General features: G+C 65.1%; 19 protein-coding genes. 9 read left to right on the top strand and 10 right to left on the bottom strand.

The genetic code is table 11. The features are described from left to right. Positions 1-264 precede the first annotated feature (264 nt). From ACNQS7_RS28725 to ACNQS7_RS28715, 3 genes are all read left to right on the top strand, one after another. Positions 265-882 (top strand): PaaI family thioesterase, encoded by a 618-nt coding sequence (locus tag ACNQS7_RS28725; RefSeq protein ID WP_418015204.1) that lies wholly within the window; start codon positions 265-267, stop codon positions 880-882. Between the two features lie 78 nt (positions 883-960). After that, positions 961-2598, top strand: coding sequence for an acyl-CoA synthetase (locus tag ACNQS7_RS28720; RefSeq protein WP_418015203.1), 1638 nt, complete (start codon positions 961-963; stop codon positions 2596-2598). Then, positions 2595-2972 carry a lipocalin-like domain-containing protein gene (locus tag ACNQS7_RS28715; protein ID WP_418015202.1) on the top strand — a complete coding sequence of 126 codons (378 nt, stop codon included), beginning with the start codon at positions 2595-2597 and terminating at the stop codon, positions 2970-2972. Before ACNQS7_RS28720 ends, ACNQS7_RS28715 begins: the two co-directional genes overlap by 4 nt. On the opposite strand, the gene ACNQS7_RS28710 is transcribed toward ACNQS7_RS28715, so the two are convergent. Next, complete coding sequence (locus tag ACNQS7_RS28710; protein ID WP_418015201.1) at positions 2969-4174, bottom strand: cytochrome P450; 1206 nt, start codon at positions 4172-4174, stop codon at positions 2969-2971. The two genes, ACNQS7_RS28715 and ACNQS7_RS28710, sit on opposite strands and share 4 nt — an antisense overlap. 179 nt (positions 4175-4353) lie before the next feature. Between ACNQS7_RS28710 and ACNQS7_RS28705 the strand changes: the two genes are divergently transcribed. Further along, a complete protein-coding gene (locus ACNQS7_RS28705) occupies positions 4354-5553 on the top strand; it encodes an adenylate/guanylate cyclase domain-containing protein (RefSeq protein ID WP_418015200.1) in 1200 nt (399 codons plus the stop codon). Here the strand turns inward: ACNQS7_RS28705 and ACNQS7_RS28700 are convergent. After that, positions 5516-6235, bottom strand: coding sequence for a YoaK family protein (locus tag ACNQS7_RS28700; protein WP_418015199.1), 720 nt, complete (start codon positions 6233-6235; stop codon positions 5516-5518). The genes ACNQS7_RS28705 and ACNQS7_RS28700 overlap by 38 nt on opposite strands. Positions 6236-6393: 158 nt before the next feature. Between ACNQS7_RS28700 and ACNQS7_RS28695 the strand changes: the two genes are divergently transcribed. Further along, on the top strand, positions 6394-7461 hold the full coding sequence (locus tag ACNQS7_RS28695) for a YihY/virulence factor BrkB family protein (RefSeq protein WP_418015198.1): 1068 nt from the start codon (positions 6394-6396) through the stop codon (positions 7459-7461). 281 nt (positions 7462-7742) lie between these two features. Then, positions 7743-7991, top strand: coding sequence for a hypothetical protein (locus tag ACNQS7_RS28690; RefSeq protein ID WP_418015197.1), 249 nt, complete (start codon positions 7743-7745; stop codon positions 7989-7991). Between the two features lie 51 nt (positions 7992-8042). Here the strand turns inward: ACNQS7_RS28690 and ACNQS7_RS28685 are convergent, their stop codons facing one another. The 5 genes from ACNQS7_RS28685 to ACNQS7_RS28665 are packed head-to-tail and all read right to left on the bottom strand — an operon-like array spanning position 8043 to position 14048. Continuing rightward, entirely contained in the window at positions 8043-9245 is a 1203-nt protein-coding gene (locus ACNQS7_RS28685) for an acyl-CoA dehydrogenase family protein (RefSeq protein WP_418015196.1), read from the bottom strand. 5 nt (positions 9246-9250) lie between these two features. Further along, a complete protein-coding gene (locus ACNQS7_RS28680; RefSeq protein ID WP_418015195.1) occupies positions 9251-10288 on the bottom strand; it encodes an acyl-CoA dehydrogenase family protein in 1038 nt (345 codons plus the stop codon). Positions 10289-10291: 3 nt separating this feature from the next. Then, a complete protein-coding gene (locus ACNQS7_RS28675; RefSeq protein ID WP_418015194.1) occupies positions 10292-11146 on the bottom strand; it encodes an amidohydrolase family protein in 855 nt (284 codons plus the stop codon). Further along, entirely contained in the window at positions 11143-12762 is a 1620-nt protein-coding gene (locus ACNQS7_RS28670; RefSeq protein WP_418015193.1) for an acyl-CoA synthetase, read from the bottom strand. Before ACNQS7_RS28670 ends, ACNQS7_RS28675 begins: the two co-directional genes overlap by 4 nt. Positions 12763-12770: 8 nt before the next feature. Beyond that, complete coding sequence (locus tag ACNQS7_RS28665) at positions 12771-14048, bottom strand: amidohydrolase family protein (RefSeq protein ID WP_418015192.1); 1278 nt, start codon at positions 14046-14048, stop codon at positions 12771-12773. A gap of 283 nt (positions 14049-14331) precedes the next feature. Here ACNQS7_RS28665 and ACNQS7_RS28660 point away from each other — a divergent pair, with 283 nt between their 5' ends. Beyond that, a complete protein-coding gene (locus ACNQS7_RS28660; protein WP_418016192.1) occupies positions 14332-15546 on the top strand; it encodes a CaiB/BaiF CoA transferase family protein in 1215 nt (404 codons plus the stop codon). Positions 15547-15553: 7 nt separating this feature from the next. Here ACNQS7_RS28660 and trxA read toward each other — a convergent pair whose 3' ends face one another. Continuing rightward, positions 15554-15928: a thioredoxin gene (trxA, locus tag ACNQS7_RS28655; protein ID WP_418015191.1), complete on the bottom strand. Its 375-nt coding sequence runs from the start codon at positions 15926-15928 to the stop codon at positions 15554-15556. A 280-nt stretch (positions 15929-16208) separates the two neighbouring features. On the opposite strand from trxA, the gene ACNQS7_RS28650 reads away from it, so the two are divergent. Both ACNQS7_RS28650 and ACNQS7_RS28645 read left to right on the top strand, forming a co-directional pair. Beyond that, positions 16209-17666 (top strand): NAD(P)/FAD-dependent oxidoreductase, encoded by a 1458-nt coding sequence (locus tag ACNQS7_RS28650; RefSeq protein WP_418015190.1) that lies wholly within the window; start codon positions 16209-16211, stop codon positions 17664-17666. A gap of 11 nt (positions 17667-17677) precedes the next feature. Continuing rightward, on the top strand, positions 17678-17842 hold the full coding sequence (locus ACNQS7_RS28645; RefSeq protein ID WP_418015189.1) for a hypothetical protein: 165 nt from the start codon (positions 17678-17680) through the stop codon (positions 17840-17842). 14 nt (positions 17843-17856) lie between these two features. Here the strand turns inward: ACNQS7_RS28645 and ACNQS7_RS28640 are convergent, their stop codons facing one another. Then, a complete protein-coding gene (locus tag ACNQS7_RS28640; RefSeq protein WP_418015188.1) occupies positions 17857-20772 on the bottom strand; it encodes an RND family transporter in 2916 nt (971 codons plus the stop codon). After that, positions 20769-21200 (bottom strand): MmpS family transport accessory protein, encoded by a 432-nt coding sequence (locus tag ACNQS7_RS28635; RefSeq protein ID WP_418015187.1) that lies wholly within the window; start codon positions 21198-21200, stop codon positions 20769-20771. The genes ACNQS7_RS28640 and ACNQS7_RS28635 overlap by 4 nt, the downstream gene beginning before the upstream one ends.

The raw sequence follows: 21200 nt of genomic DNA, 5'->3' as shown, positions 1-21200 counted from the left end.
AAACCGGTGTAGCCGGCGAGTGGTGCCGAGCTGCTGAAATCTATACTGTAACGAGTTTAGTATCAGACGGCGGAAGGTGTGCGGCATGAGGGTTCCGCTCACCTGCAAACTCACCGGCTGGTATGCGCTGCTACCGAAGTCGGCCCGACGGTGCTACGACCTGTCGGCTACGGCGTCCGCATGAAGCTCCCGCATGCCGGGCGGCCCCGACGCCGTGATCACCACCACCGACCAGTTGCTCGAGGCCTGGGCTGAAGGGACACCATGACACACACAGCCAGCGAGATCCGGGGCGGTTTCCCCGACGTGCGGCCACTGGACGCGCCACCCGGGCTGGAGCGCTACATCACCGCCCTGCGCCGGTTGCAGGACCTGACCGTCTCCACCAAACCGGACGCCGCGGCGTGGGACGCAGCCAGCGAGCAGCTCGAAAGTGCTTGCGCCGTGCTGGAGTCCCATCGGGCACCCGAGGTCGATGTGCCGGCCGGGCGGGTCCTGGAGATCCCCGGGCTGGGCCATCCCCTGATGCCACCGTGGACCCTCACCGAAATGAGGTCCGACGGAGTCAGCATGCACGGACACTTCACTGCCTCCCACGTCGGCGGCAACCACGCGGTGCACGGCGGCATGATCCCGTTGTTCTACGACTGGCTGTTCGGCATGGTGGTCACCGGCGCGGACATCCGTCCCACCCGCACGGCCTACCTGCACGTCGACTACCGCAAGATCACGCCGATCGACGCGCCGCTGACCGCTCACGGCCGCATCGACCGAATCGAGGGTCGCAAAGTGTTCATCACCGCGAGCATGACAAGCTCCGATGGTGCGGTACTCACTGAAGCCAGCGGGCTGATGGTCCGCCTGCTCCCCCACCAACCGTAATGGCGCGAGCAGACACAAAGTCGCACCCGCCGGGGCCCACGCGTGCGATTTTGCGACTGCTCGGCAGGAAGGACTCACGTGCCTGAATTCACTGTGCCGGAGGTCGCGGCGGCGGTGGCCGCCGCGGTACCCGACCGCGAACTGGTGATCCAGGGTGACAAGCGCTTCACCTACGCGCAGATCATCGAGCGATCGAACCGGCTGGCCGCCTACCTGCACTCGCGGGGGCTGGGCTGCCACACCGAGCGTGCCGATCTGCCCGGCCACGAGGCCGGCCAGGATTTGCTGGGCCTGTACGCCTACAACGGCAACGAGTTCGTCGAGGCGCTGTTCGGCAGCTTCGCGGCGCGCGTCGCTCCGTTCAACGTCAACTACCGCTACGTCAAGAACGAGCTGCAGTACCTGTTGTCGGACTCCGGGGCGACGGCGCTGGTGTACCACGCGGCATTCGCGCCACGGGTGGCCGAGGTGCTGCCCGAACTGCCGAACCTCCGGGTGCTCATTCAGATCGCCGATGACTCGGGCAACGAATTGCTCTACGGGGCAGTTGATTACGAGAGCATAGTGTCCAAGCCCGCCGACCCGCCGCGGGTGCAGCACTCACCCGATGATCTCTACGTGCTCTACACCGGCGGCACCACGGGGATGCCCAAGGGCGTGCTGTGGCGCCAGCACGACATCTTCATGACCTCCTTCGGCGGCCGCGACCTGATGACCGGGCAGTTCGTGACGTCCGTCGACGAGGTGGTGGCGCGGGTGAGCGCCGGTCCCGGCACCAAGGTCATGGTGTTGCCGCCGCTGATCCACGGTGCCGCGCAGTGGACCGTGATGATGGCGGTGAACACCGGACAGACCATCGTCTTCCCCACGGTGGTCGACCATCTGGACGCCGACGACGTGGTCCGCACCATCGAGCGCGAGGGCGTGGCGGTGGTGTCGGTGGTCGGCGACGCCATCGCCCGCCCACTGGTCGCCGCGATCGAGAAGGGTATCGCCGACGTATCGTCACTGTTCGTCGTCGCCAACGGCGGCGCCCTGCTGACGCCCTACGTCAAGCAACGCCTGATCGACGCCCTGCCCAACGCCATGATCGTCGACGGAGTCGGGTCTTCGGAAACCGGCGCTCAGATGCACCACCTGTCGACCTCCGGTGCGGTGTCGACCGGCACGTTCAATGCCGGGCCGGACACATTTGTTGCGGCCGAGGACTTTTCGACGATCCTGGCGCCGGGGCACGACGGCATCGGCTGGCTGGCGCAGCGCGGCTATGTTCCGTTGGGATACAAGGGCGATGCCGTCAAGACGGCCGCGACATTCCCGGTGATCGACGGCGTGCGGTACGCGATTCCAGGTGACCGCGCCCGCCATCACGAGGGCGGGCACATCGAGTTGCTGGGACGCGATTCGGTGACCATCAACTCCGGTGGCGAGAAGATCTTCGCCGAGGAGGTCGAGACGGCGATCGCGTCGCATCCCGCGGTGGCCGACGTGGTGGTGGCCGGCCGGCCCAGCGAGCGCTGGGGCCAGGAGCTGGTCGCCGTGGTCGCACTTGCCGAAGGCGCCGGCGTCGAGGCCGAGGAACTGGTGGCTCATGCCGGGCAGTCCCTGGCCCGCTACAAGCTGCCCAAGGCCGTGGTGTTCCGCAGCGTGATCGAGCGCAGCCCGTCGGGCAAGGCCGACTATCGGTGGGCGCGCGAGCAGGCCCTCAACCCGTGAACCTGCGACAGGCGCTGCCCGGTGGTTGGCTGCTGGAGTCCTTCGTCTCCCGGCGTGACACCGGCCCGGTCCGCCACCCGTTCGGCGAACAACCCTCCGGTCTGATCCTCTACACCACCGACGGCCACATGTCGGCGCAGCTGACACCCGGTCCGGGCCACGAATTCGTCTCCTACGGAGGACGATTCGAGGTCGACGAGACGGCGGAAACGGTCACCCACCACGTGCTGATCGCCACGATGCCGGAGTTGTTGCTGGAACCCCAGATTCGGCACGCACAGGTCGAGGGCGACCGGTTGACGCTGTCGGCTCGCGTCACCTCGGCCGACGGCGGCACCACGCACAGCACGCTGGTCTGGCGCCGAGACCGCTAGCGAGACACCCGCACCGGAACGTGGCTCCAGCCGGCCACATTCTGCATGTTCACCCGTTTACAGCCGGCCCAGTCGACCTCGTAGCGCGGCATGAAGTCGAGCATCCGGTCCAGCGCGATGGCGCTTTCCAGCCGCGCCAGCGCCGCACCCAGGCAGCTGTGGATGCCGTAGCCGAGGCCGAGGTTCTGCGCTTGCGTGCGGTCGCGATCGATCTCGAAAGTATCGGGATCGTTCCACGCCAACGGATCTCGGTTGGCCGAGGCCCCTACCAGGAATACCGGTTTGCCCGCCGGGATGGTCGCGCCGTGCAGCGTGACCTCGCGCGTCGAGCGCCGGACGTTGTACTGCGCGGGCGCCTCATACCGGAGTAGTTCCTGGACCGCGAGCGGGATCTTGGAGCGGTCGGCGAGTAGCTTGCGCCACTGGTTCGGATACCTGGCGAACACCACCGCGGCGTTACCGATCAGCTTGGTCACCGTCTCCGCGCCCGCACCGCCCAACAATGTTGCGAATTCCGTGATTTCGACATCGCTCAGCGGACCGGTCTCGCCGTTGTCGCGTTCGATCTCCGCCTCGATCAGCCTGCTCAACAGATCGTCGCCGAGATTTTTGCGTCGCTGTCTGGTGAGCCGGTAGTAGTAGATAGCCATGTCGACGGCCGACTTCTGTCCGGTCTCGCCCATCTCGACTTCGCCGGGACCGCGGTGCAGAAGGTCGTCGATCCACAACCGGATCTGCTGCCGGTCCTGTTCCGGCACACCTTGCAGCGTGGTCATCACGTCGACGGGAAACAGCGCCGTGAAATCCTGGACGAAGTCGAAACCGCTCGGGTCCACCGCGGCCAGGTAAGTGTCGACGACGTGGGTCACCAACGGCCGCAACGCCTGGATGGCCCGCGGGGTGAAGCCCTTGTTGAGCAGTCCGCGCATGCGGCGATGGGCGGGCGGGTCCATGGCGATGATCGAACCGTGCTCGGTCACGTGGCCTTTGCGCACCTGGGCGAGATCCACGCCGTACGCCGACGAGTAGGTCGCGTAGTCCTTGAACGCTGCGGCCACGTCTTCGTGGCGGGTCAACGCGTAGAAGTCGTACCTCCGGCTGTAGTAGACAGGGGCTTCGTCGCGCATCCGGCGGTACGTCTCGTAGGGACTGTTGAAGAAGTCCTCGGAGAACGGATCGAAAACCACCATGGCAGTGGTCATTAACTACTTCATCTCCCGCTCGGCCCATTTACGGTAACTATTACAGTAATACGAACAGGTGACTGCGAAAAGCCGAGCAGACACAAACTCGCACCGGAGCCCGCGCTCCAGCGCGATTTTGCGGCTGCTCGCGCAGAGTCCGGCGGTTTACCTGCCGGAAGGGCGGGAAGTTTATCCCGGTGAGCGACGCAAGCGAAGCGGTGCGCGACTCAATCCGGTCGGCGGTGCAGACCATGGCATCGGTCACCGAACCGGTGCGTGACCTGGCCAGTCGCGGCGGCAACAGCTTGCTGGCCGCGTTGCTGGCCGCCTTGGGTTTCTCCGCGGGCGACGACCACGCCGGCAACGACGCGGATCCGGCCAGCGCACACGAGACCTCATCCATCGGGGCGATCACCAACGACCTGCTGGCCGGCGAGGGTCGTTACACCAGATCGCAGGTGGCCGAGCAGGTCGGGATGCCGCTGGAGGAAGTCCGCCGATTGTGGCGGTCTGTCGGTTTCGCCGAGGTCAGCGACGAACAGCGGGTCTTCACCAGCGCCGACGTGACCGTGCTGGAGGACCTCGCTGAGCTGGTCTCCGCCGGGATCGTCGACTTCGACGGGACGGTCATTCTGGCCCGCCCGTTCGGCCAGTTGTTGTCCCGGCTCGCCGCCGTGCAAACGGGCCTGCTCTCCGACGTGCTGGGTCGACGGATCGCCGACGGTGAAGTGGCCGACGACCCGCACGCGTCCGAGCGCATGGCGGCACAGGCAGTACGGATCACCCACGAACTGCTGCCCGTCCTGGAGCGGGTGACCCTTTATGTCTGGCGCCGCCATCTCGCCGTAGAAGCCGGGCGGGCGTTACTGCCCGCCACCGACCCCATCACCAAGAAAGATCAGCTTGCGGCGGTCGGATTCATCGATATCGACGGTTTCACCCGGATGTCGCGCGGCCTGAACACCGACGAACTGGCCGCGGTGCTCGAGCAGTTCGAGATGGTGGTCCAGGACACCGCGCTGGCCCACGGCGGCAGGGTGATCAAGAACCTCGGTGACGAAGTCATGTTCGTCGCCGACGATGCAGCCTCAGCGGCGCAGATCGCGCTGGTCGCGGTAGATCAGATCGCCGCGGATGACAGGGCCCTGTCGGTGCACGCGGGCCTGGCGTGGGGTCCGGTGCTGAATCGCAGCGGCGACCTGTTCGGGGACGCGGTGAACATCGCCTCCCGGATCACCGGACTCGCCGACCGCGGAACCGTGCGGGTGGAGCAGGCGATGGCCGACGCGCTCGACGGGTATCCGCAATTCCAAGTTACTCAACGGGTATGCACCGATGTTCGCGGTTACCTGCAATTGCCTAGTTATCTCCTACGGGCTGCGTTGCGCCCTCGCTGATCTGTCGATTCTGCAGCAGATAGGCACTGCCCAGCGCCAGGCATATCGCCGCGGGGATCAGCAGCGCATATCCCCCGAATCGGGCGCCGGCCAGTATTCCCGCCACGCCGCCGCCCAGGAACAGCAGCAGCGTCACCGCGAGGATCGCGGCCTTCTCCCTGTCGATGCCGTGTTTGCGGCTACGGCCGATCATCAGACCGAGATCAGTGATAGTACCGGTGAAATGCGTTGTGCGGACCGCCATTCCACGGAAGCTGGAGGTCAGGCCGTTTTGCAGACCGAGCGCGGCCGCGGCCAACAGCGCCTGTATCCCGGTGCCCACCGCGGTTTCTTCCACCCCGGCGGCCGCCAGCAACAGCAGTGTCGCCTGCATCGTCAGCACGCCCGCGTGACGCGCGCCCAACGGGACTCGACTCGACGTCACCAGCGCGCCGGCGACGGCCGAGCCGAGCAGGAAGCCCAGCAAGATGGCGATCAGCACGTGGCTCTCGTACCGCCACGGGTTGGCGGTGTCCATGCCGAGCTGGGTGGTCACACCGGTGAGGTTGCCCACCGGCACCGCCAGGATCATGATCGCCACCGCATTCACCAACCCGGCGTTGAACGCCAATGCCGCGCAGAAACCGAGCAGCCGCCCGTGCGGAGTCGGCGGGCTGCTTTTCTGCACGGCATCGGTGGACATAAGTGTTCCTCCCCTGTGAACCGTTACGAACGCTGGCGTGGGTCAGCGCCGCCGGTGGCCTGACGTCCATGCTGGGGCGGCGGCCTTGGAGGATCCTTGGGCGATTCTTGGCGCGTCACGGCCGGTGTGGACGGGCGCCGCGGCGGGAACCGGATGGTATGGCCCGATCTGACGCCGGTGACAGACCGCAGAGGGAGCGCAAGCACGCGCCCGACCCCGACGACCCGAGCAAACCGGATTCCCCAGACGACCTGACCAGGGCGTCCTGGTTGTTCGTGCTGCGCAAGACAGCGTATGAGTTCAACAAAGATCAGTGTCTCGATCTGGCCGCCGGACTCACGTACTACGCGGTGCTGTCACTCTTTCCCGCGCTCCTGGTGCTGGTGTCGCTGCTCGGCGTCTTCGGCGAGGGCCGCCGCACCACCGACGCCCTGCTTGAGGTGGTGGCCGGGGTGGCTCCGGCCTCGGCGGTCGACATGCTGCGCCAACCGATTCAGCAGGTGGTCGACAACCCGTCGGCCGGCCTGGCGCTGATTTTCAGCGCGCTCGCCGCTCTGTGGTCGGCGTCCGGGTATGTCGGCGCATTCGGGCGCGCGATGAACCGGGTCTACGAGATCGGCGAAGGCCGCCCGGTGTGGAAGCTGCGGCCGCTGCAGTTGGTGCTGACGCTGGGTGGTCTGGTGCTGGCCGCCGCGGTGGCTTTCATGCTGGTGGTCAGCGGTCCGGTCACCGAAGCCGTCGGACGGGCCGCCCACGTCGGGAGTGCCGCCCAGACAGCGTGGGCGATCGCCAAGTGGCCGGCCATACTGGCGATCGTCACGCTCGTGGTGGCGATCCTGTACTACGCCACACCCAACGTCCAACAGCCGAGGTTCCGCTGGATCAGCATCGGTGCCGCGGTGGCCATCTTGGTCTGGGCCGCCGCCTCGGTCGGATTCGGTTTCTACGTCAGCCACTTCGGCAGTTACAACAAGACCTATGGCGCACTCAGCGGCGTCATCGTGTTCCTGTTGTGGCTGTGGATCACCAATCTCGCGCTGTTGTTCGGCGCCGAACTCGATGCCGAACTCGAGCGGGGACGGCAACTGCAGGCCGGCATCGAGGCCGAACACGAATTGCAGCTGCCTCCCAAGGACACTCGCGTACTCGTGAAGAACGAGGCCGCCGAGCGCAAGGACGTCCGGCGGGGCCGGTGGCTACGGCGCACCCGCGGCCGACGCGAATAACATCGCGAACAACCGAGATTCAGAACGCGTATTGCACCCCGGTTTGCAGTGGCACCCGGCACTTTTTGCCAGTGTGGAATTCAACGGTGGCGTGGGCACCTCGATGCGTTCGGCATCGGGAAATCGGTGCAGGACCTCGCGGGCACGCGCGAAGCGCTCAATGCCAGGTTCGTGATAGATCCGCCGGATATCCAGAAGACGATCGGCCAGCGCAGCAGAAGTCATTGCACGGTGCAACGCCGGTGCCACCGCCGCTGCTCCCGTCGTCTACCGTCGAAGCTATGGCCGAAATCTCGGGAAAAGATCGAATCGACGACGTCGCGCCGGGCGACGTCATCGCCGTCGACCGCGGATCGGGTGAAAAGCCCTACAAGGTGGTGTTCAAGGACGCTACCGACTCCGGGTACGTCGTCACGCTCGAAGGCGACAACGGTGAAACGTTCCAGATCGACCTCGCGGCCGGCACCGCCGTCACCAGGTCACTGGAATCGAAGTGGGAGTCCGCCCAAAGCCCGACCTCACACGCCTGACCTCCCGCGAGCAGACGCAAACTCGCATAAAAGTCAGCATTTTCATGCGAGTTAGCGTCTGCTCGCCACAGGAGACGCGGGAGGTGCGTAGCTCGGCTTGCCGAGGCCGAGTACGTGCTGGGCGATCATGTTGCGGAACACCTCCAGCGTGCCGCCGTAGATCCCGGCCAGCGGAGCGAAGCGGTACAGGTATTCCGACGCCCCGTGATCGGCGGCACCGTCGGTCTCGATGGGCAGCACGGAGGCCGGCCCGGCGATGTCCATCAGGTCTGGGCCGATGTCGCGCATGGTCTGCGCCTGCGCCACCCGGCCGAAGATGCTCGGAGTCGACAGCGCCGCCTCCAAGCGAGCGGCGCTGCGGCCCAGCCGATATGCGACCGCTCCGTCGTCGATCGGGCATGTACCGCTGGCGTCGGGTTGCGCGACGCGGGCGGCCACGGCGTCCAGTGCCGCGGACATGAATCCGGTCTGATGCTGCATGATCGCGACGTCCTGCAAACCGTCCGGCGCCGCCGCGACGGCCCCGTGCTCGGCGTCCAGTGGCCCGCGTAGCACCGTCCAGCCGCCGTTGACCTCGCCGAGTAGATATTTGTCGTCGACCCGGACGTCGCTGTAGTAGACGATGTTGGTCCGGTCGCCGTCGACGGTGCGGATGCCCTGGATCTCGATGCCGGGCAGGTCGAGGGGAACCAGGAACATGGTCAGGCTCTTGTGCTTCCGCGCATCCGGGTCGGTGTTGGTGATGAGAAAGACGTACTGACAGTTGTGCGCACCGGTGGTGAACATCTTCGAGCCGTTTATCACCCACTGGTCGCCATCCCGCACCGCGCGCGTCTTACACGTCGCGATGTCCGAGCCGCCCTCGGGTTCGGTGTAGCCCAGGCACATTCGCACCTCACCGGTGAAGACCTTCGGCATCACCTCCGCAACGAGTTCGGGTTTGCCGAAGGCGGCGACGGCCCGCGCCACCATGGCCGTGGTCCCCCACGTCACCCAGGGGGTATGGACACGGCGCTTCTCCAATTCCCAGATTCGGCGACGGACCCGGGTGAAACCGCCGTCGGACAACGGCTTCCACTCCTTTTCCAGGTACCCGGCCGCGCCGATCGCCAGATGTACGCCCTCGTCGAAATTGTCACCGGTTTCGCGGTCACGCCGTCGGACCTCGTCGGTCACGTGTTCGGCCAGGAACGCGCGGATCTCGGAATGAAAGGCCTGGTCATCGTCGTTGAGTTCGACAAGGCTGAAATCCATTGCCGCTACGCGCTTTCCCGCTCGGCGACGATTCGTCCCACCTGCCGGGCCGTGCGGCCCGGATCGCCGCCGGCCAGTGCCCAGCCCCGGGCCCGGACCAGATACGCCGTCGCGGCCGCCTCCACCGAGACTCCCAGTCCACCCTGGATGTGTACTGCCATGGTCGCCGCCTTCGGCGCCTCCTCGGCCATGAACACGAACGCACACCCGGGCAGTTCGGGCCGCTCCCCGGGCTCGTTGTCGAGAAACCACGCGGCGCGCCGGGCGAGGTTGCGGCCGCCCTGAACGGCGATCGCCATGTTGGCCAGCGGGTGCGAAATCGCTTGCAGCGTAGAGATCGGCACTCCGAGGGTATAGCGCGACTTCGCGAACTCGGCCGCGATCGTCATCGTCTGCTCGACCAGACCGGCCAGAGCCGCGGCGGTCAGCACCTGCCACTCGTCGATGGCCCGGCGGTACGCATCGACGGCCTGCGGGCCCGATCCCAGGACGGTGCGCGAATCGGCTGTTCCCGGATCAACCCAGGCCATCGGCAGCTGGCCGAGATTGGGGACGCGCTCGGGCCGGGTGGCGAAACCGAGCAGAATCACCTGGTCGCCGTCGCGCAGGATCAGACCGTCGGCGACCGCCGCGGACGGAATGAGGCGTCGGCCCGCAACGGGTTCCGGGGCGATGTCCAGGCCCAGAATCCGGTTGCCGTCGACCGCATCTGACGTCACGGCACCGAGCCGCTCGGCGAGCCGCGTCGCACAGACATGATCGATCCACGGCACCGGTGCCAGCGACCGCCCCAGTTCCTCGGCGACCAACGCCAGGTCCACCAGCGTCGCCCCGTCACCGCCGGCGTGCTCACCCACCGCCATCGAGGTGGCGCCCATGGCGCACAACCGCTCCCAGAGGCTCTTGTCGAACCCGGTCTCCTGGGCTGCCCATACCGTTTCGATCGGGCAATGGGTGTCCAGCAATTGGCGGTAGGCGGCCTGGAGAGCCTTGTGATCCTCGGTCAGGCTGTAGTCGATTCGGCGTAGTTCGTAGCGATCCATGCGTTAGCGCTCCTGATCTGTGTCGGCGCCGAAGAAGAACTCACTGGCGTTGTTGTACAGGTAGTTGTCCAGGACATCGGCAGGCAGGTCCAGGGCCCGGGCCTCCGGCACCACCCGGTGCTGGCGCAGCACCGGCCAATCGGAGGCGAAGATGACCTTGTCCGGTCCGCGGGTGCGCATGAAGTGAATCAAGCTGTCCGGCAACCGCTTCGGTGACCATGCCGAGGTCATCAGCCGCAGGTTGCGGTATTTGATCAGCATCCGGATCGCGATATCCCACCACGGGTCGGCACCGTGGATCATGCACAACTTCAGCTCCGGAAAGCGCACGCACACCCGGTCGAGGTGGATCGGGTTCTGCACCTCGCCGGGGATCGGCGGTCCGGGCAGGCCGGTGTTGACGCACAGCGGCAGCTCGATCTCTGCGCACTTGGCGTACAGCGGGTAATACACGGCATCGCTCGGCGGATATTGGCCGTCGGCCCAGAAACTGGGCCCGACCACCGCATAGGCCACCGGCAGGTCGGCCGCCACCGAGGTCAACTCCCGCAACGACTTCACCGGACGTAGCAGGTTCATCCCGCCCATGGCCAGCGCGAACCGGTCGGGCCGTTCGTCGACGAATTTGCGCGCGGTGACCGACGGTTTGGCCAGGTTGTCCATCAGGATCGCCTTGCGCACCCCGTGTTCGTCCATCTCGTCGAGCAGCGCGGCGAGATCGACGGGGTCGAACATCGACTGCGGCCCCTTGAAGTAGTCGTCGCGCACCTTGTTCATAAATTCCGGCTGGGTTTCCGTCTCACCGAAATGCACGTTGACGAGGCAGTCGATGACCGGCCGGGCAGAAGGTGACGTCATCGCTGCACTGTCCTTGCGCTGCTGGCGGTTTCGGCGTGGCATGCGGCCCACCGGTAGTCGGCCTTGCCGTTGCCGAGCCGACGTACCCGGTCTACCACGATAATGGCCTTGGGCACCTTGAACCCTGCCAGGTTCGCCGCGCAGTGCGCGCGTATTGCGTCGGTGTCGGCCTCGCCTCCGTCGCGCGGCTCGACCAACGCGACCACTTCCTGCCCCCACCGCTCGCTGGCGCGACCCACCACCAGCGCATCGGCGACCGCGAAGTGCGCTCGCAGCACCTCTTCGACCTCTTCGACGAACACCTTTTCGCCGCCGGTGTTGACGACCAGCGAATCCCGGCCGAACAGGCGCAGCGTGCCGTCAGCCTCCAAAGAGGCACGGTCGCCGGAGATCACCACCCGCTGCCCCGCCACAACCGGAAACGTCCTGGCCGTTGCGGCCTCATCGGCGAAGTAGCCCAAGGGAATACGACCGGTGCGGGCCACCCAGCCGATCTGCGGTTCGCCCGGCTCGAGGAACCGGCTGTAGTCCTCGGCCAGCACCAGACCGCCGGTCCGGATGGTGAAGGTGTCGGCTTGGGTACCGCGTCGGCTGTGCCCGAAACCCATGTTCCCGGTTTCCGAGGACCCGTAGCCGTTGATCACCGTGATATGCGGCAGGTGCTTCAGCAGTGCCTGCTGATGACGGACGTTGGTGGCCGCTCCGCCGGTGCCGATTGCGAACAGGGCGGACAGGTCATAACTGCGCCTCGCGAGTTGGTCGGCCAGGGGCCCCGCGTAAGCGTCGCCCACCATCGTCATCAGGCCGACCTTCTCGCGTTCGGCGATCTCGAGCACCGCCGCGGGCTCGAACTTGCGTTGCGTGTCGTACAGGACGGCCGTCTGCCCGGACAGGATCGCCGAGAAAGCGGTCCACAGACCGGCGGCGTGCATCAGCGGGGACACCGCGAACCAGGGTGCGCCGGCGCGCTGCGCCCGCTGGTGGATCTCGTCCACTCCCGCGTGGTCGTCACCGTTCATCGACGCGACGTACATGTCGGCCTGCCGCCACAAGACGCCTTTGGGCCGGCCGGTGGTGCCGCCGGTGCAGATCATCAGCAGATCGTCCGGCGACGGCGTGCCGAGACGGCCGGAATCGCCCTGCGCCAGCGCCTCTTCGAGCCTGACGGCGCCGTCGAGTTCTGGAACCTCGCTGCCGTCGTCGATCGAGACGAGCAGTTCGACGCCCGCTCCTGCGACCTTGCCGCCGAAGGATCGGTGGTAGATGACTCCGCGCGGCTTGACGTAGGCCAGCAGGTCGGCGACTTCGCGCGGCGTGTAGTAGTGGTTGACGTTGACGGGAACCACCCGCGCTTTCAGGCAGGCAATGACCATGTCGGGGTAGAGGTCGTTGTGCATGACGAGCGCCACCCGGTCCTGGCCACACTCCCAGTTGCCCAGCGCGTCACGCTCGGCGTGCGCGCCGAAACCCTTGCCGGCCAGATAGTCAGCGAGTCGGCTGGTCCGGTCCGCCGATTCGGCGAACGTGCTTCGGCGGGTGCCGCAGACGGTCATCACCCGATCGGGCACGGCCTCGGCGACCGCGTCCAGTACCGCTCCTATGGTCCATTCGCTCATCGGGCTTGCTACACCGAGGCACGCCGCGATTGTGAATCCGGCGACGCCGCAGCGGCGTGTTGCGTCGCGGATTTCACAGTCGCGCCCAGACTGTTCGCGCCCAGTAGGTCAAGAGCGTTGTCGCGCATGACTTTCCGGGTGTCTTCGGCGCTGAACTCCGGGAATTGCGGAATGTCGGCGGTGAAGGACATGGGATCGGCCAGGCCCTCGCCGTGCGGCCAGTCCGAACCGAACAGAATCTTCTCCACGCCGATCGTCTCGGCCAGCAACTTCACGTCGTCCTCGTAATAGGGCGCGATCCAGACGTTGTTTCTGAGCTGCTCCACCGGGTCTGCTTTGAAATGATGGGGCGCGGTGTTGGCCGCCTTTCTCAGCCGCTTGATCAACCGGTAGACGAAGTAGGAACCGTTCTCGATGCTGGCGACTTTCAGCGTCGGATGCCGGGTGAAGACCTGGTGCACGATCATCGACGCCATGGTGTCGTGGATCGCCCGGTCGTCCAGCAGTACTTGATCGAGTGGATCCTTCTTGCCGAATCCCTCAAAGGTGGCCTTGCCGCCCCACAGGGCGTTGATCGCCAGATACCCGCTGTCGCTGAGGTGGAACCCGACCGGGACACCGGCGTCGGCCAGGCGGGCCCAGACCGGGTCGTGCAACGGATCGCCCAGCGAGCGTGGCTTGACCCGGCCCGGCACGGGCGCCGGACGCACCAGTACCATCCTGGCACCCCGGCCCAGCACGAACTCGACCTCCTCGACCGCCTGCTGCGGGTCGGCCAGCGAGATGATCGGCGCTGAGATGATCCGGTGATCGGGCCGATCGAACCCCCAGTCCTCATCGAGCCACTGATTGAAGGCGTGCACCGAGGCCATGGTGGCGTCGATGTCGTCTTTGAGGGCTTCCTCGACACCACAGGCGAAGGTCGGCAACATGAACACCGTTTCGAGATTCTGGGTGTCCATCACCCGAACCCGGGCATCGCGATTCTGGTATTCGGGATGGTTTTCCAGCCGGTCGACCTTCATCAGCGACGCCGGGTCGACGCCGTCGGGAATCTCACCGCGAAACAACAGATCAAGACAACCCGGCTCGATGATCGGGTCGAAGGTCGGGTTCGGGATGAACTGATTGATCCGCTCCCCGATCACCGCCCAGGTGCGCTTGCCGTCGCGCAGCATCTGCACCCCACGCCGCTTGAATTCCTTCGGCAGGTAACGGGTGAACGAGTCGATCGGTTCGTAGTAATGATTGTCGACGTCGATCGCGCGGTAGCCCAGGGTTGCCATCGTGGACGTCCTCCCAATCCCTGTCCGAACTGCTGCGCGGGTCGCCGAACGACGAGCGCACAGTAGCTACTGTATACCTATCGGTACTGCTTTCTGCAATGTTCCCCGAGCCCCTCGCGGAAGGGTGAATGCCTGCTCAAACCGCTTTCCAGTAGCGACTTTCGGTAGCCCGACCCGGCCCGAACGGCGCACCGGCACCCTGACCGCTTTCTACTGTGGTAATTACAGTAGGGGACCCGGTGGCGGACCCTCCACGAAAGCAGGCTGGCAGATGATCAAAGTGATGCAGGGCATTCGCGTCCTCGAGGTTGCGCAGTTCACCTTCGTTCCGGCCGCGGGCGCGATCCTGGCCGACTGGGGAGCCGACGTCATCAAGGTCGAGCACCCCTCACGGGGCGACACCCAGCGGGGGTTTCTGAACATGGGTGGGATTCAGATCAACCCGGACCGCCATCCCCTGATGGAGCATCCCAACCGCGGCAAACGCAGCGTCGGCGTCGACGTGTCCACGCCCGGCGGCCAGGAGGTGATCTACGAACTGGCCAAGGTTTCCGACGTCTTCCTCACCAATTACCTACCCGCACAACGGCAGAAGAACAAGTTCGACGTCGAACACATCCGTGCGGCCAATCCCGACATCGTCTACGCCCGCGGTTCGGCGTACGGCGACAAGGGCCCGGAACGTCAGACCGGCGGATATGACGGGACGGCGTTCTGGACGCGTAGCGGCGTCGGCTACGCCCTGACCCCCGCCGAACTGGGCGGCGCACTGGGACAGGGCATTCCCGCATTCGGCGACTCCATCGGCGGCATGTTCATCGCCGGAGGTATCTCGGCCGCACTGCTGCACCGGGAACGTACCGGTGAAGCCGTCGAACTCGACGTGTCGCTGCTGAGCACCGCATGGTGGGCGGCGGGCGCGAGCGTCACCCAGGGCATGGAGACCGGCGAGGTGATGCGCACACCCATGCCCGGTTCGTTGGCGCCTTCGGTGAACCCGTTCATGGGCAACTACCTGACCTCAGACGGCAACACCATCAATCTCTGCATCATCAGCCCTACCGGGTTGATCCGGGATACGTTTGAGCACCTCGGGATCCCGGATGCCGCCGACGACCCCCGCTTCTCGGAGGTACTACCGCTGATCCAGAACGCCGACGCAGCCGCCAAGCTCATCGCGGATGCGTTCGCCGGCAAGCCATTCGCCTATTGGCGACAGCATCTGAAGACCATGAAGGGTCAGTGGGCACCGTTCCAGAGCTTGCTGGACCTGGCCGACGACGAGCAGGCGATCGCCAACGACATGATCTCCGAGGTCGAAGTGGCCAGCGGCGGAGCGCCCTTCAAGGTGGTACGCGGTCCGGTCCAGTTCAATCACGAACCGTTGGAGACCACCCGTGCGCCTCAGGCCTCCGAGCACACCGAGATCGTCCTGATGGAGATCGGCATGGACTGGGACCGGATCGCCGCACTGAAAGACGCCGGCGCCATCGCCTGACGGACGGTCAGGCGCTGGCGGCCGCCTTGCGCTGGGCGATCTGGGCGCGCACCGCGTTCATGTCCAGGCCTTTGACCTTGCCGATCAGGTCTTCCAAGACCGCGGGCGGCATCGCCCCGGCCTGGCTGTACACCAGGATCCCGTCGCGGAACGCCATGATCGTGGGCACCGAGCGGATTCCCACCGTCGCGGCGAGTTCCCGCTCCGCATCGGTGTCGACCTTGGCGTGCACGACGTCGGCGTGCTGTTGCGCGGACCGCTCGAAAACCGGCGCGAAGCCTCGACACGGACCACACCACGGCGCCCAGAAGTCCACCAGCACAATCGAGTTGGTCACGATCGTTGCTTCGAAATCGTCTGCGGTGAGGGTTTTGACGGTCATTGCTGTTCCTTATCTCTCCTAGTGACCTGCGCCGGGCGGGTGCAGGCCTATACATTTTGAACAGTTATACCCCCCGTGGTATTTCCTCTTGCGCCGCGTGGCTTGCGGAAGACGCAGCGATCGCGCTTATTGGGGCCATTCGGCCCTAGGAAAGCCAGTCCGCCCCAGCCATTCTGATCCCGAGGGCATGATTCGCGGCTAACGCCCATAGATACCCCCATAGGTATATACTGGGCAAGGGCCCCCGGCCCTCGGTGGACCTCTGACAGAGGGAGCAATGATGGCACGAGTTCTCATCCTCGGCGCCGGCATCGCCGGCCATACGGCCGCGCTGCATCTGCGCCGGTGGCTCGACCGCACGCACGAAGTAGTCGTCGTTTCCCCGAACGCCGACTGGAACTGGATCCCATCCAACATCTGGGTCGGCGTCGGCCGCATGGATGCGTCCAAGGTGCTCATTCCACTAAGGCCGATCTACCGCCGCAAAGGCATCGAGTTCCATCAGGGACTCGCGACGGCGATCCACCCCGAAGGCAAAGGCGAACAGTCGATGCCGTCGGTGGACTTCGTCTACACGGAGCCGGCCCGGGAGGGCGAGACCGCGAACCTCACTTACGACTACCTGGTCAACGCCACGGGCCCGCAACTGAACTTCGCAGCCACGCCCGGCCTAGGCCCGACAGGACATTCTTACTCCGTCTGCACAGCAGAGCATGCCACCCAAGCGGCCAAGGCGCTCGATGAGGTCATCGCCAAACTGAAGGCGGGTCACCGGCAGCGACTCGTGATCGGCGTCGGGCACGGCACGTGCACCTGCGAAGGTGCGGCATTCGAATATGCCTTCAACGTCGAGCACACACTACGCACTGCCGGAGTCCGAGATTTGGCCGATATCGTTTATCTGACAAACGAACACGAACTGGGTGACTTCGGCGTCGGGGGCATGAGCTTCGTCGAGAAAGGCTTCGTGCAGTCCAGCCGCATGTGGACCGAATCGCTGTTCCGTGAGCGAGGCGTCAAAGCCATCACCGAGGCCGCTGTGCACGAGGTGATGGACGGCAAGTTGCGGTATGAACAACTCGACGGTGAAGAGCACGACCTCGACTTCGACTTCGCAATGCTCCTGCCGCCATTCAAGGGCGCAAGTTTGGCCGCGTATGACAGAGACGGCAAAGACATCACATCCACTCTTTTCGCCCCGTCAGGATTCCTCAAGGTGGACGCCGACTATTCCGGCAAGCCGTACGACGAATGGACCGCCGACGACTGGCCGCATACCTATGAGTCCATCGCGTACCCGAACATTTTCGCGCCCGGGATCGCGTTTGCGCCTCCGCACCCGATCTCCAAACCGCGCAAGAGCCCAAACGGGACCGTCATCACCCCCAGTCCGCCGCGTACCGGTATGCCATCGGGAGTGATGGCCAAGACGGTCGCTGAAACCATCAGAGACCGTATTGCCAAGGGGGCCAGCGCTCCTGCCCACCGCGCCTCGATGGCGAGCATGGGCGCAGCGTGTGTCGCGTCGGCAGGTACCGGACTCCGCGAGGGATCTGCGGCCGCGATGACGATGTTCCCGGTAGTCCCCGATCCGGTGAAGTATCCCCAAACAGGCCGCGACATTGCCGGCACCTCAGGCGAACTCGGCTTGGCAGGACACTGGATCAAGGCGCTACTGCATTACCTCTTCATCTACAAAGCAAAGGCAAGGCCGTTCTGGTGGCTGATCCCCGAGTGAAAGGTCCTCTCATGACCGACATGGACTCGCACGTCAACATGGAAACAGCCGAGCGCATCGCGGACGCCCCCCTGCCGACCAACGCGACATTGCGAAGGCGTCAGAACCTTTTCGTCCAGCTGTGGCGCTTCGCCCGTATCAATCTCCGGATGATGAGGATAATTCGCGCCCACTGATTGCCGGCGGCTCACTAGACGCTGGCACCGACAGGCTCCTGACGCTTGACCGCCGGAGCATCGCCCTCTTCACCCAGCAGCAGCGAGCGCACCAATCGGCGGGGGCCGAAGGGCCGCAGCATCGAGCTGGCCGGGCGGGGCCGCACCTTGAGCGGCCACCAGAACCACCTGCCGAGCAGCGCGGCGATCGAGGGAGTCATCAGCGATCGCACGATCAGGGTGTCGAACAGCAGGCCGAGCCCAATCGTGCTGCCGGCCTGGCCGATTGAGCTCAGATCACTGGCCGCCATCGACATCATGGTGAACGCGAAAACCAGACCCGCCGCAGTGACGACGCCACCGGTCTCACCCATCGAGCGGATGATCCCGGTCCGCAATCCCGCGCCGATCTCCTCCTGGAATCTCGAGACGAGCAACAGGTTGTAGTCGGACCCGACGGCCAACAGGATGATCAGGCCGAACACCGGCGCGATCCAGTTCAGGTCCAGGCCGAGGATGTGCTGCCACACCAGGACCGACAGCCCGAACGCCGCTCCTAGCGACAACAAGACCGTGCCGACGATGACCAGCGATGCCACCAGCGCTCGGGTGATGACCACCATCACCACGAAAATCAGTGTCAGCGCCGCGATTCCGACGATCAACAGGTCGAACTGGGAGCCGGTCTGGATGTCGTTGTAGACCGCGGCCGTGCCGGTGAGATAGAACTTGGCGTTGGCCAGCGGTGTGCCTTTGACGGCTTCGTGTGCGGCATTGAGTTCCGGCTTGACCGCCGCAATGCCTTTGGGCGTCGCCGGGTCGGAGTCGTGGGTGATGATGAACCGGGCCGCCTTGCCGTCCGGCGACAAGAACAGCTTCAGGCCCCGTTGAAAGTCGGGGTTGTCGAACGCCTCCGGCGGCAGATAGAAGTAGTCGTCGGCTTTGGAGGAGTCGAATGCCTGACCCATCGCGCTTGCGGTATCGGTCATCCGCGACATCTGCGTGACCAGACCGGAGAAGCTGCTGTGCAGCGTCAGCAGGGTCCCCTGCATCGACTGCGCGACCGCGATGATCGGCGGGAACTCTGCCAGCATCTTGGGCAACAGCGCGTCGATATTGTTCATGTCGCCGATCAGCGTGGTCATGTCGGAACTGAACTTGTCCACCCCGTCGATCGCCTCGAACACCGACTTCGCCGCCCAGCACGCGGGAATGTTGAAACAGTGCTGCTCCCAATACAAGTAGCTGCGGAACGGCCGCGCGAAGTCGTCGAAGTCCGCCAGATGATCCCGCATCTCGTCGAGCGTGGCCTTCATAGCACCCATATCGCCCACCATGTGGTGAGTCGTCCCGCTCATCTGCTTCATCAAGCCCTGCATGCGTTGCATTGAGCCGATCATGACGCCGAGATCGTCACTCATGGTGAGCATGTCGGCCATCCGGTCCTTCATGAACTGCAGGTTCTGTTGAATCGGCAATGCTTGCATGCTGACCTGGAACGGGATCGAACTGTGCTCGATCGGCCCGCCCAGTGGTCTGGTGATGCTCTGGACGCGGGCGATTCCGGGCGTCCGGAAGATGTCCTTGGCGATCCGGTCCAGGATGATCATGTCGCTGGAGTTCCGCATGTCATGGTCGCCCTCGATCATGAGGATGTCGGGATTGAGCCGGGCAGCGCTGAAATGCTTTTCCGCGGCGTTGTATCCGACGTTGGACGGCAGATTCGACGGGATGTAGTAGCGGTCGTTGTAGCTGATCGACATCGTCGGCACGATGAGCAGCCCGACCAGTGCGATGAGCAGTGACGCCACGAAAATCGGTCCCGGCCAGCGGACGGTCGCGGTGCCCATCCGGCGCCATCCCCGCGTCTTGATCATCCGCTTGGGATCGAGCAGTCCGAATCGGGTCGCCACCGCGACGATCGCCGGCGCCGCGGTCAGCGCGCCCGCGATCACGATGAGCAGGCCCAGCGCCGACGGGATGCCGAGGGCCTTGAAGTACGACAGTCGCGCGAAGTGCAGGCAGAAGGACGCACCGGCGATCGTCAGGCCCGACCCCAGGATGACGTGATAGGTACCGCGAAACATGCTGTAGTAGGCCGTTTCCCGGTCCTCGCCGTTCTGACGCGCCTCCTGATAGCGTCCGATCAGGAAGATCGCGTAGTCCGTGCCGGCCGCGATGGCCAGCGACGACAGCATGGCGACGACGAACGTCGAAAAGCCCAACAGGTCGTAGCGTCCGAGGAGCGCGATCACTCCTCTGGCCGTGCCCATTTCGAAGCCGACCATCACCAGAACCAGCAGCACCGTGACGACGGAGCGGTAGACCACGAACAGCATGATCATGATGACCACACCAGTCACGCCCATCATCTTGAACATGCTTTTGTCGGCCGCTTCGTTCATGTCTGTCGTCAGCGCCGCCGGGCCGGTCACGTAGGTCTTGAGGCCGGGCGGCGGTTTGGACTCGTCGACGATCTTGCGGACCGCGTCGACGGACTCGTTTCCCAGCGTGCTGCCCTGATTGCCGGCCACGTTGAGCTGGACGTAGGCCGCCTTGCCGTCCCCGCTCTGAGAACCCGCGGCGGTGATCCGGTCGCCCCACAGATTCTGAACGTGCTGAACGTGTTTGGTGTCCGCAGCCAGCTTTGTGATGAGTCCGTCGTAGTACGCGTGTGCCTGGTCGCCTAAGTCTTTGTTGCTCTCCAGGACGACCATCACGATGCTGTCCGAGTCGGACTCGTGGAAGGTAGCGCCGATACGCTTGGCCGCGATCATTGCGGGTGCGTCCTGCGGCGACATCGTCACCGCATGGGTGCGGGCGACCGATTCGATCGGCGGCACCAGGAGATTGACGGCGAGCGTCAAGAGCAGCCAGACCAGGATGATCGGAATGGCGAACGCCCGGACAAAGCGCATGAAGCGCGGACGGCTGTCGGCGTTGGTATTCATGCGGCTTTCACCAGACAGAAGGTCTGGGCGTGATGCCCGGTGGATGACTGTTCGTCCCTGACATCGCCGTTGACGGTGATACGGCAGCCGATGCGGTCGCTGTCGCCCTGCGCCACGACGTTGGCGATGACGGCCGGGTTCGTCGTCGAAATCGTGTACGTCCACGGCAGACTGCTGAACTTCGCTTCCTCGGCCACCGCATCCTTGTTCAGGTAGCTCAGGCTTCCGCTCGTGTCACTGGGCCCGAAAACCTCGTAGGTCACGGTCTTCGGGTTGAAGGGCACGATCGTCTCGGCGGCGCTCCCGGTCGTCGAGAACAGCTTGTCTGAGCCGAAGACGCCACGCAGTCGCTGAACGGCGATGCCGCCCAATGCGACGGCGACAACGACGACAAGCGGTATCCAGGCTCGCTTGAGAAGGGTGAGCAT

Origin of the sequence: Mycobacterium sp. 23 (genome assembly GCF_048287075.1) — a bacterium.
GTDB classification, from domain to species: Bacteria; Actinomycetota; Actinomycetes; order Mycobacteriales; family Mycobacteriaceae; genus Mycobacterium; species Mycobacterium gordonae_B.
Note: the sequence above shows the minus strand (reverse complement) of the source record. Positions and strands in the feature narration are given on the sequence as shown.

What these genes read in the sequence shown, in the direction of transcription:
- ACNQS7_RS28725 (WP_418015204.1), top strand. Translation starts at nt 265, where the DNA reads ATGACACACACAGCCAGCGAGATCCGGGGCGGTTTCCCCGACGTGCGG.
- ACNQS7_RS28710 (WP_418015201.1), bottom strand. Translation starts at nt 4,174, where the DNA reads ATGACCACTGCCATGGTGGTTTTCGATCCGTTCTCCGAGGACTTCTTC.
- ACNQS7_RS28700 (WP_418015199.1), bottom strand. Translation starts at nt 6,235, where the DNA reads ATGTCCACCGATGCCGTGCAGAAAAGCAGCCCGCCGACTCCGCACGGG.
- ACNQS7_RS28695 (WP_418015198.1), top strand. Translation starts at nt 6,394, where the DNA reads ATGGCCCGATCTGACGCCGGTGACAGACCGCAGAGGGAGCGCAAGCAC.
- ACNQS7_RS28690 (WP_418015197.1), top strand. Translation starts at nt 7,743, where the DNA reads ATGGCCGAAATCTCGGGAAAAGATCGAATCGACGACGTCGCGCCGGGC.
- ACNQS7_RS28685 (WP_418015196.1), bottom strand. Translation starts at nt 9,245, where the DNA reads ATGGATTTCAGCCTTGTCGAACTCAACGACGATGACCAGGCCTTTCAT.
- ACNQS7_RS28680 (WP_418015195.1), bottom strand. Translation starts at nt 10,288, where the DNA reads ATGGATCGCTACGAACTACGCCGAATCGACTACAGCCTGACCGAGGAT.
- ACNQS7_RS28675 (WP_418015194.1), bottom strand. Translation starts at nt 11,146, where the DNA reads ATGACGTCACCTTCTGCCCGGCCGGTCATCGACTGCCTCGTCAACGTG.
- ACNQS7_RS28670 (WP_418015193.1), bottom strand. Translation starts at nt 12,762, where the DNA reads ATGAGCGAATGGACCATAGGAGCGGTACTGGACGCGGTCGCCGAGGCC.
- ACNQS7_RS28665 (WP_418015192.1), bottom strand. Translation starts at nt 14,048, where the DNA reads ATGGCAACCCTGGGCTACCGCGCGATCGACGTCGACAATCATTACTAC.
- ACNQS7_RS28660 (WP_418016192.1), top strand. Translation starts at nt 14,332, where the DNA reads ATGCAGGGCATTCGCGTCCTCGAGGTTGCGCAGTTCACCTTCGTTCCG.
- trxA (WP_418015191.1), bottom strand. Translation starts at nt 15,928, where the DNA reads ATGACCGTCAAAACCCTCACCGCAGACGATTTCGAAGCAACGATCGTG.
- ACNQS7_RS28650 (WP_418015190.1), top strand. Translation starts at nt 16,209, where the DNA reads ATGGCACGAGTTCTCATCCTCGGCGCCGGCATCGCCGGCCATACGGCC.
- ACNQS7_RS28645 (WP_418015189.1), top strand. Translation starts at nt 17,678, where the DNA reads ATGACCGACATGGACTCGCACGTCAACATGGAAACAGCCGAGCGCATC.
- ACNQS7_RS28640 (WP_418015188.1), bottom strand. Translation starts at nt 20,772, where the DNA reads ATGAATACCAACGCCGACAGCCGTCCGCGCTTCATGCGCTTTGTCCGG.
- ACNQS7_RS28635 (WP_418015187.1), bottom strand. Translation starts at nt 21,200, where the DNA reads ATGCTCACCCTTCTCAAGCGAGCCTGGATACCGCTTGTCGTCGTTGTC.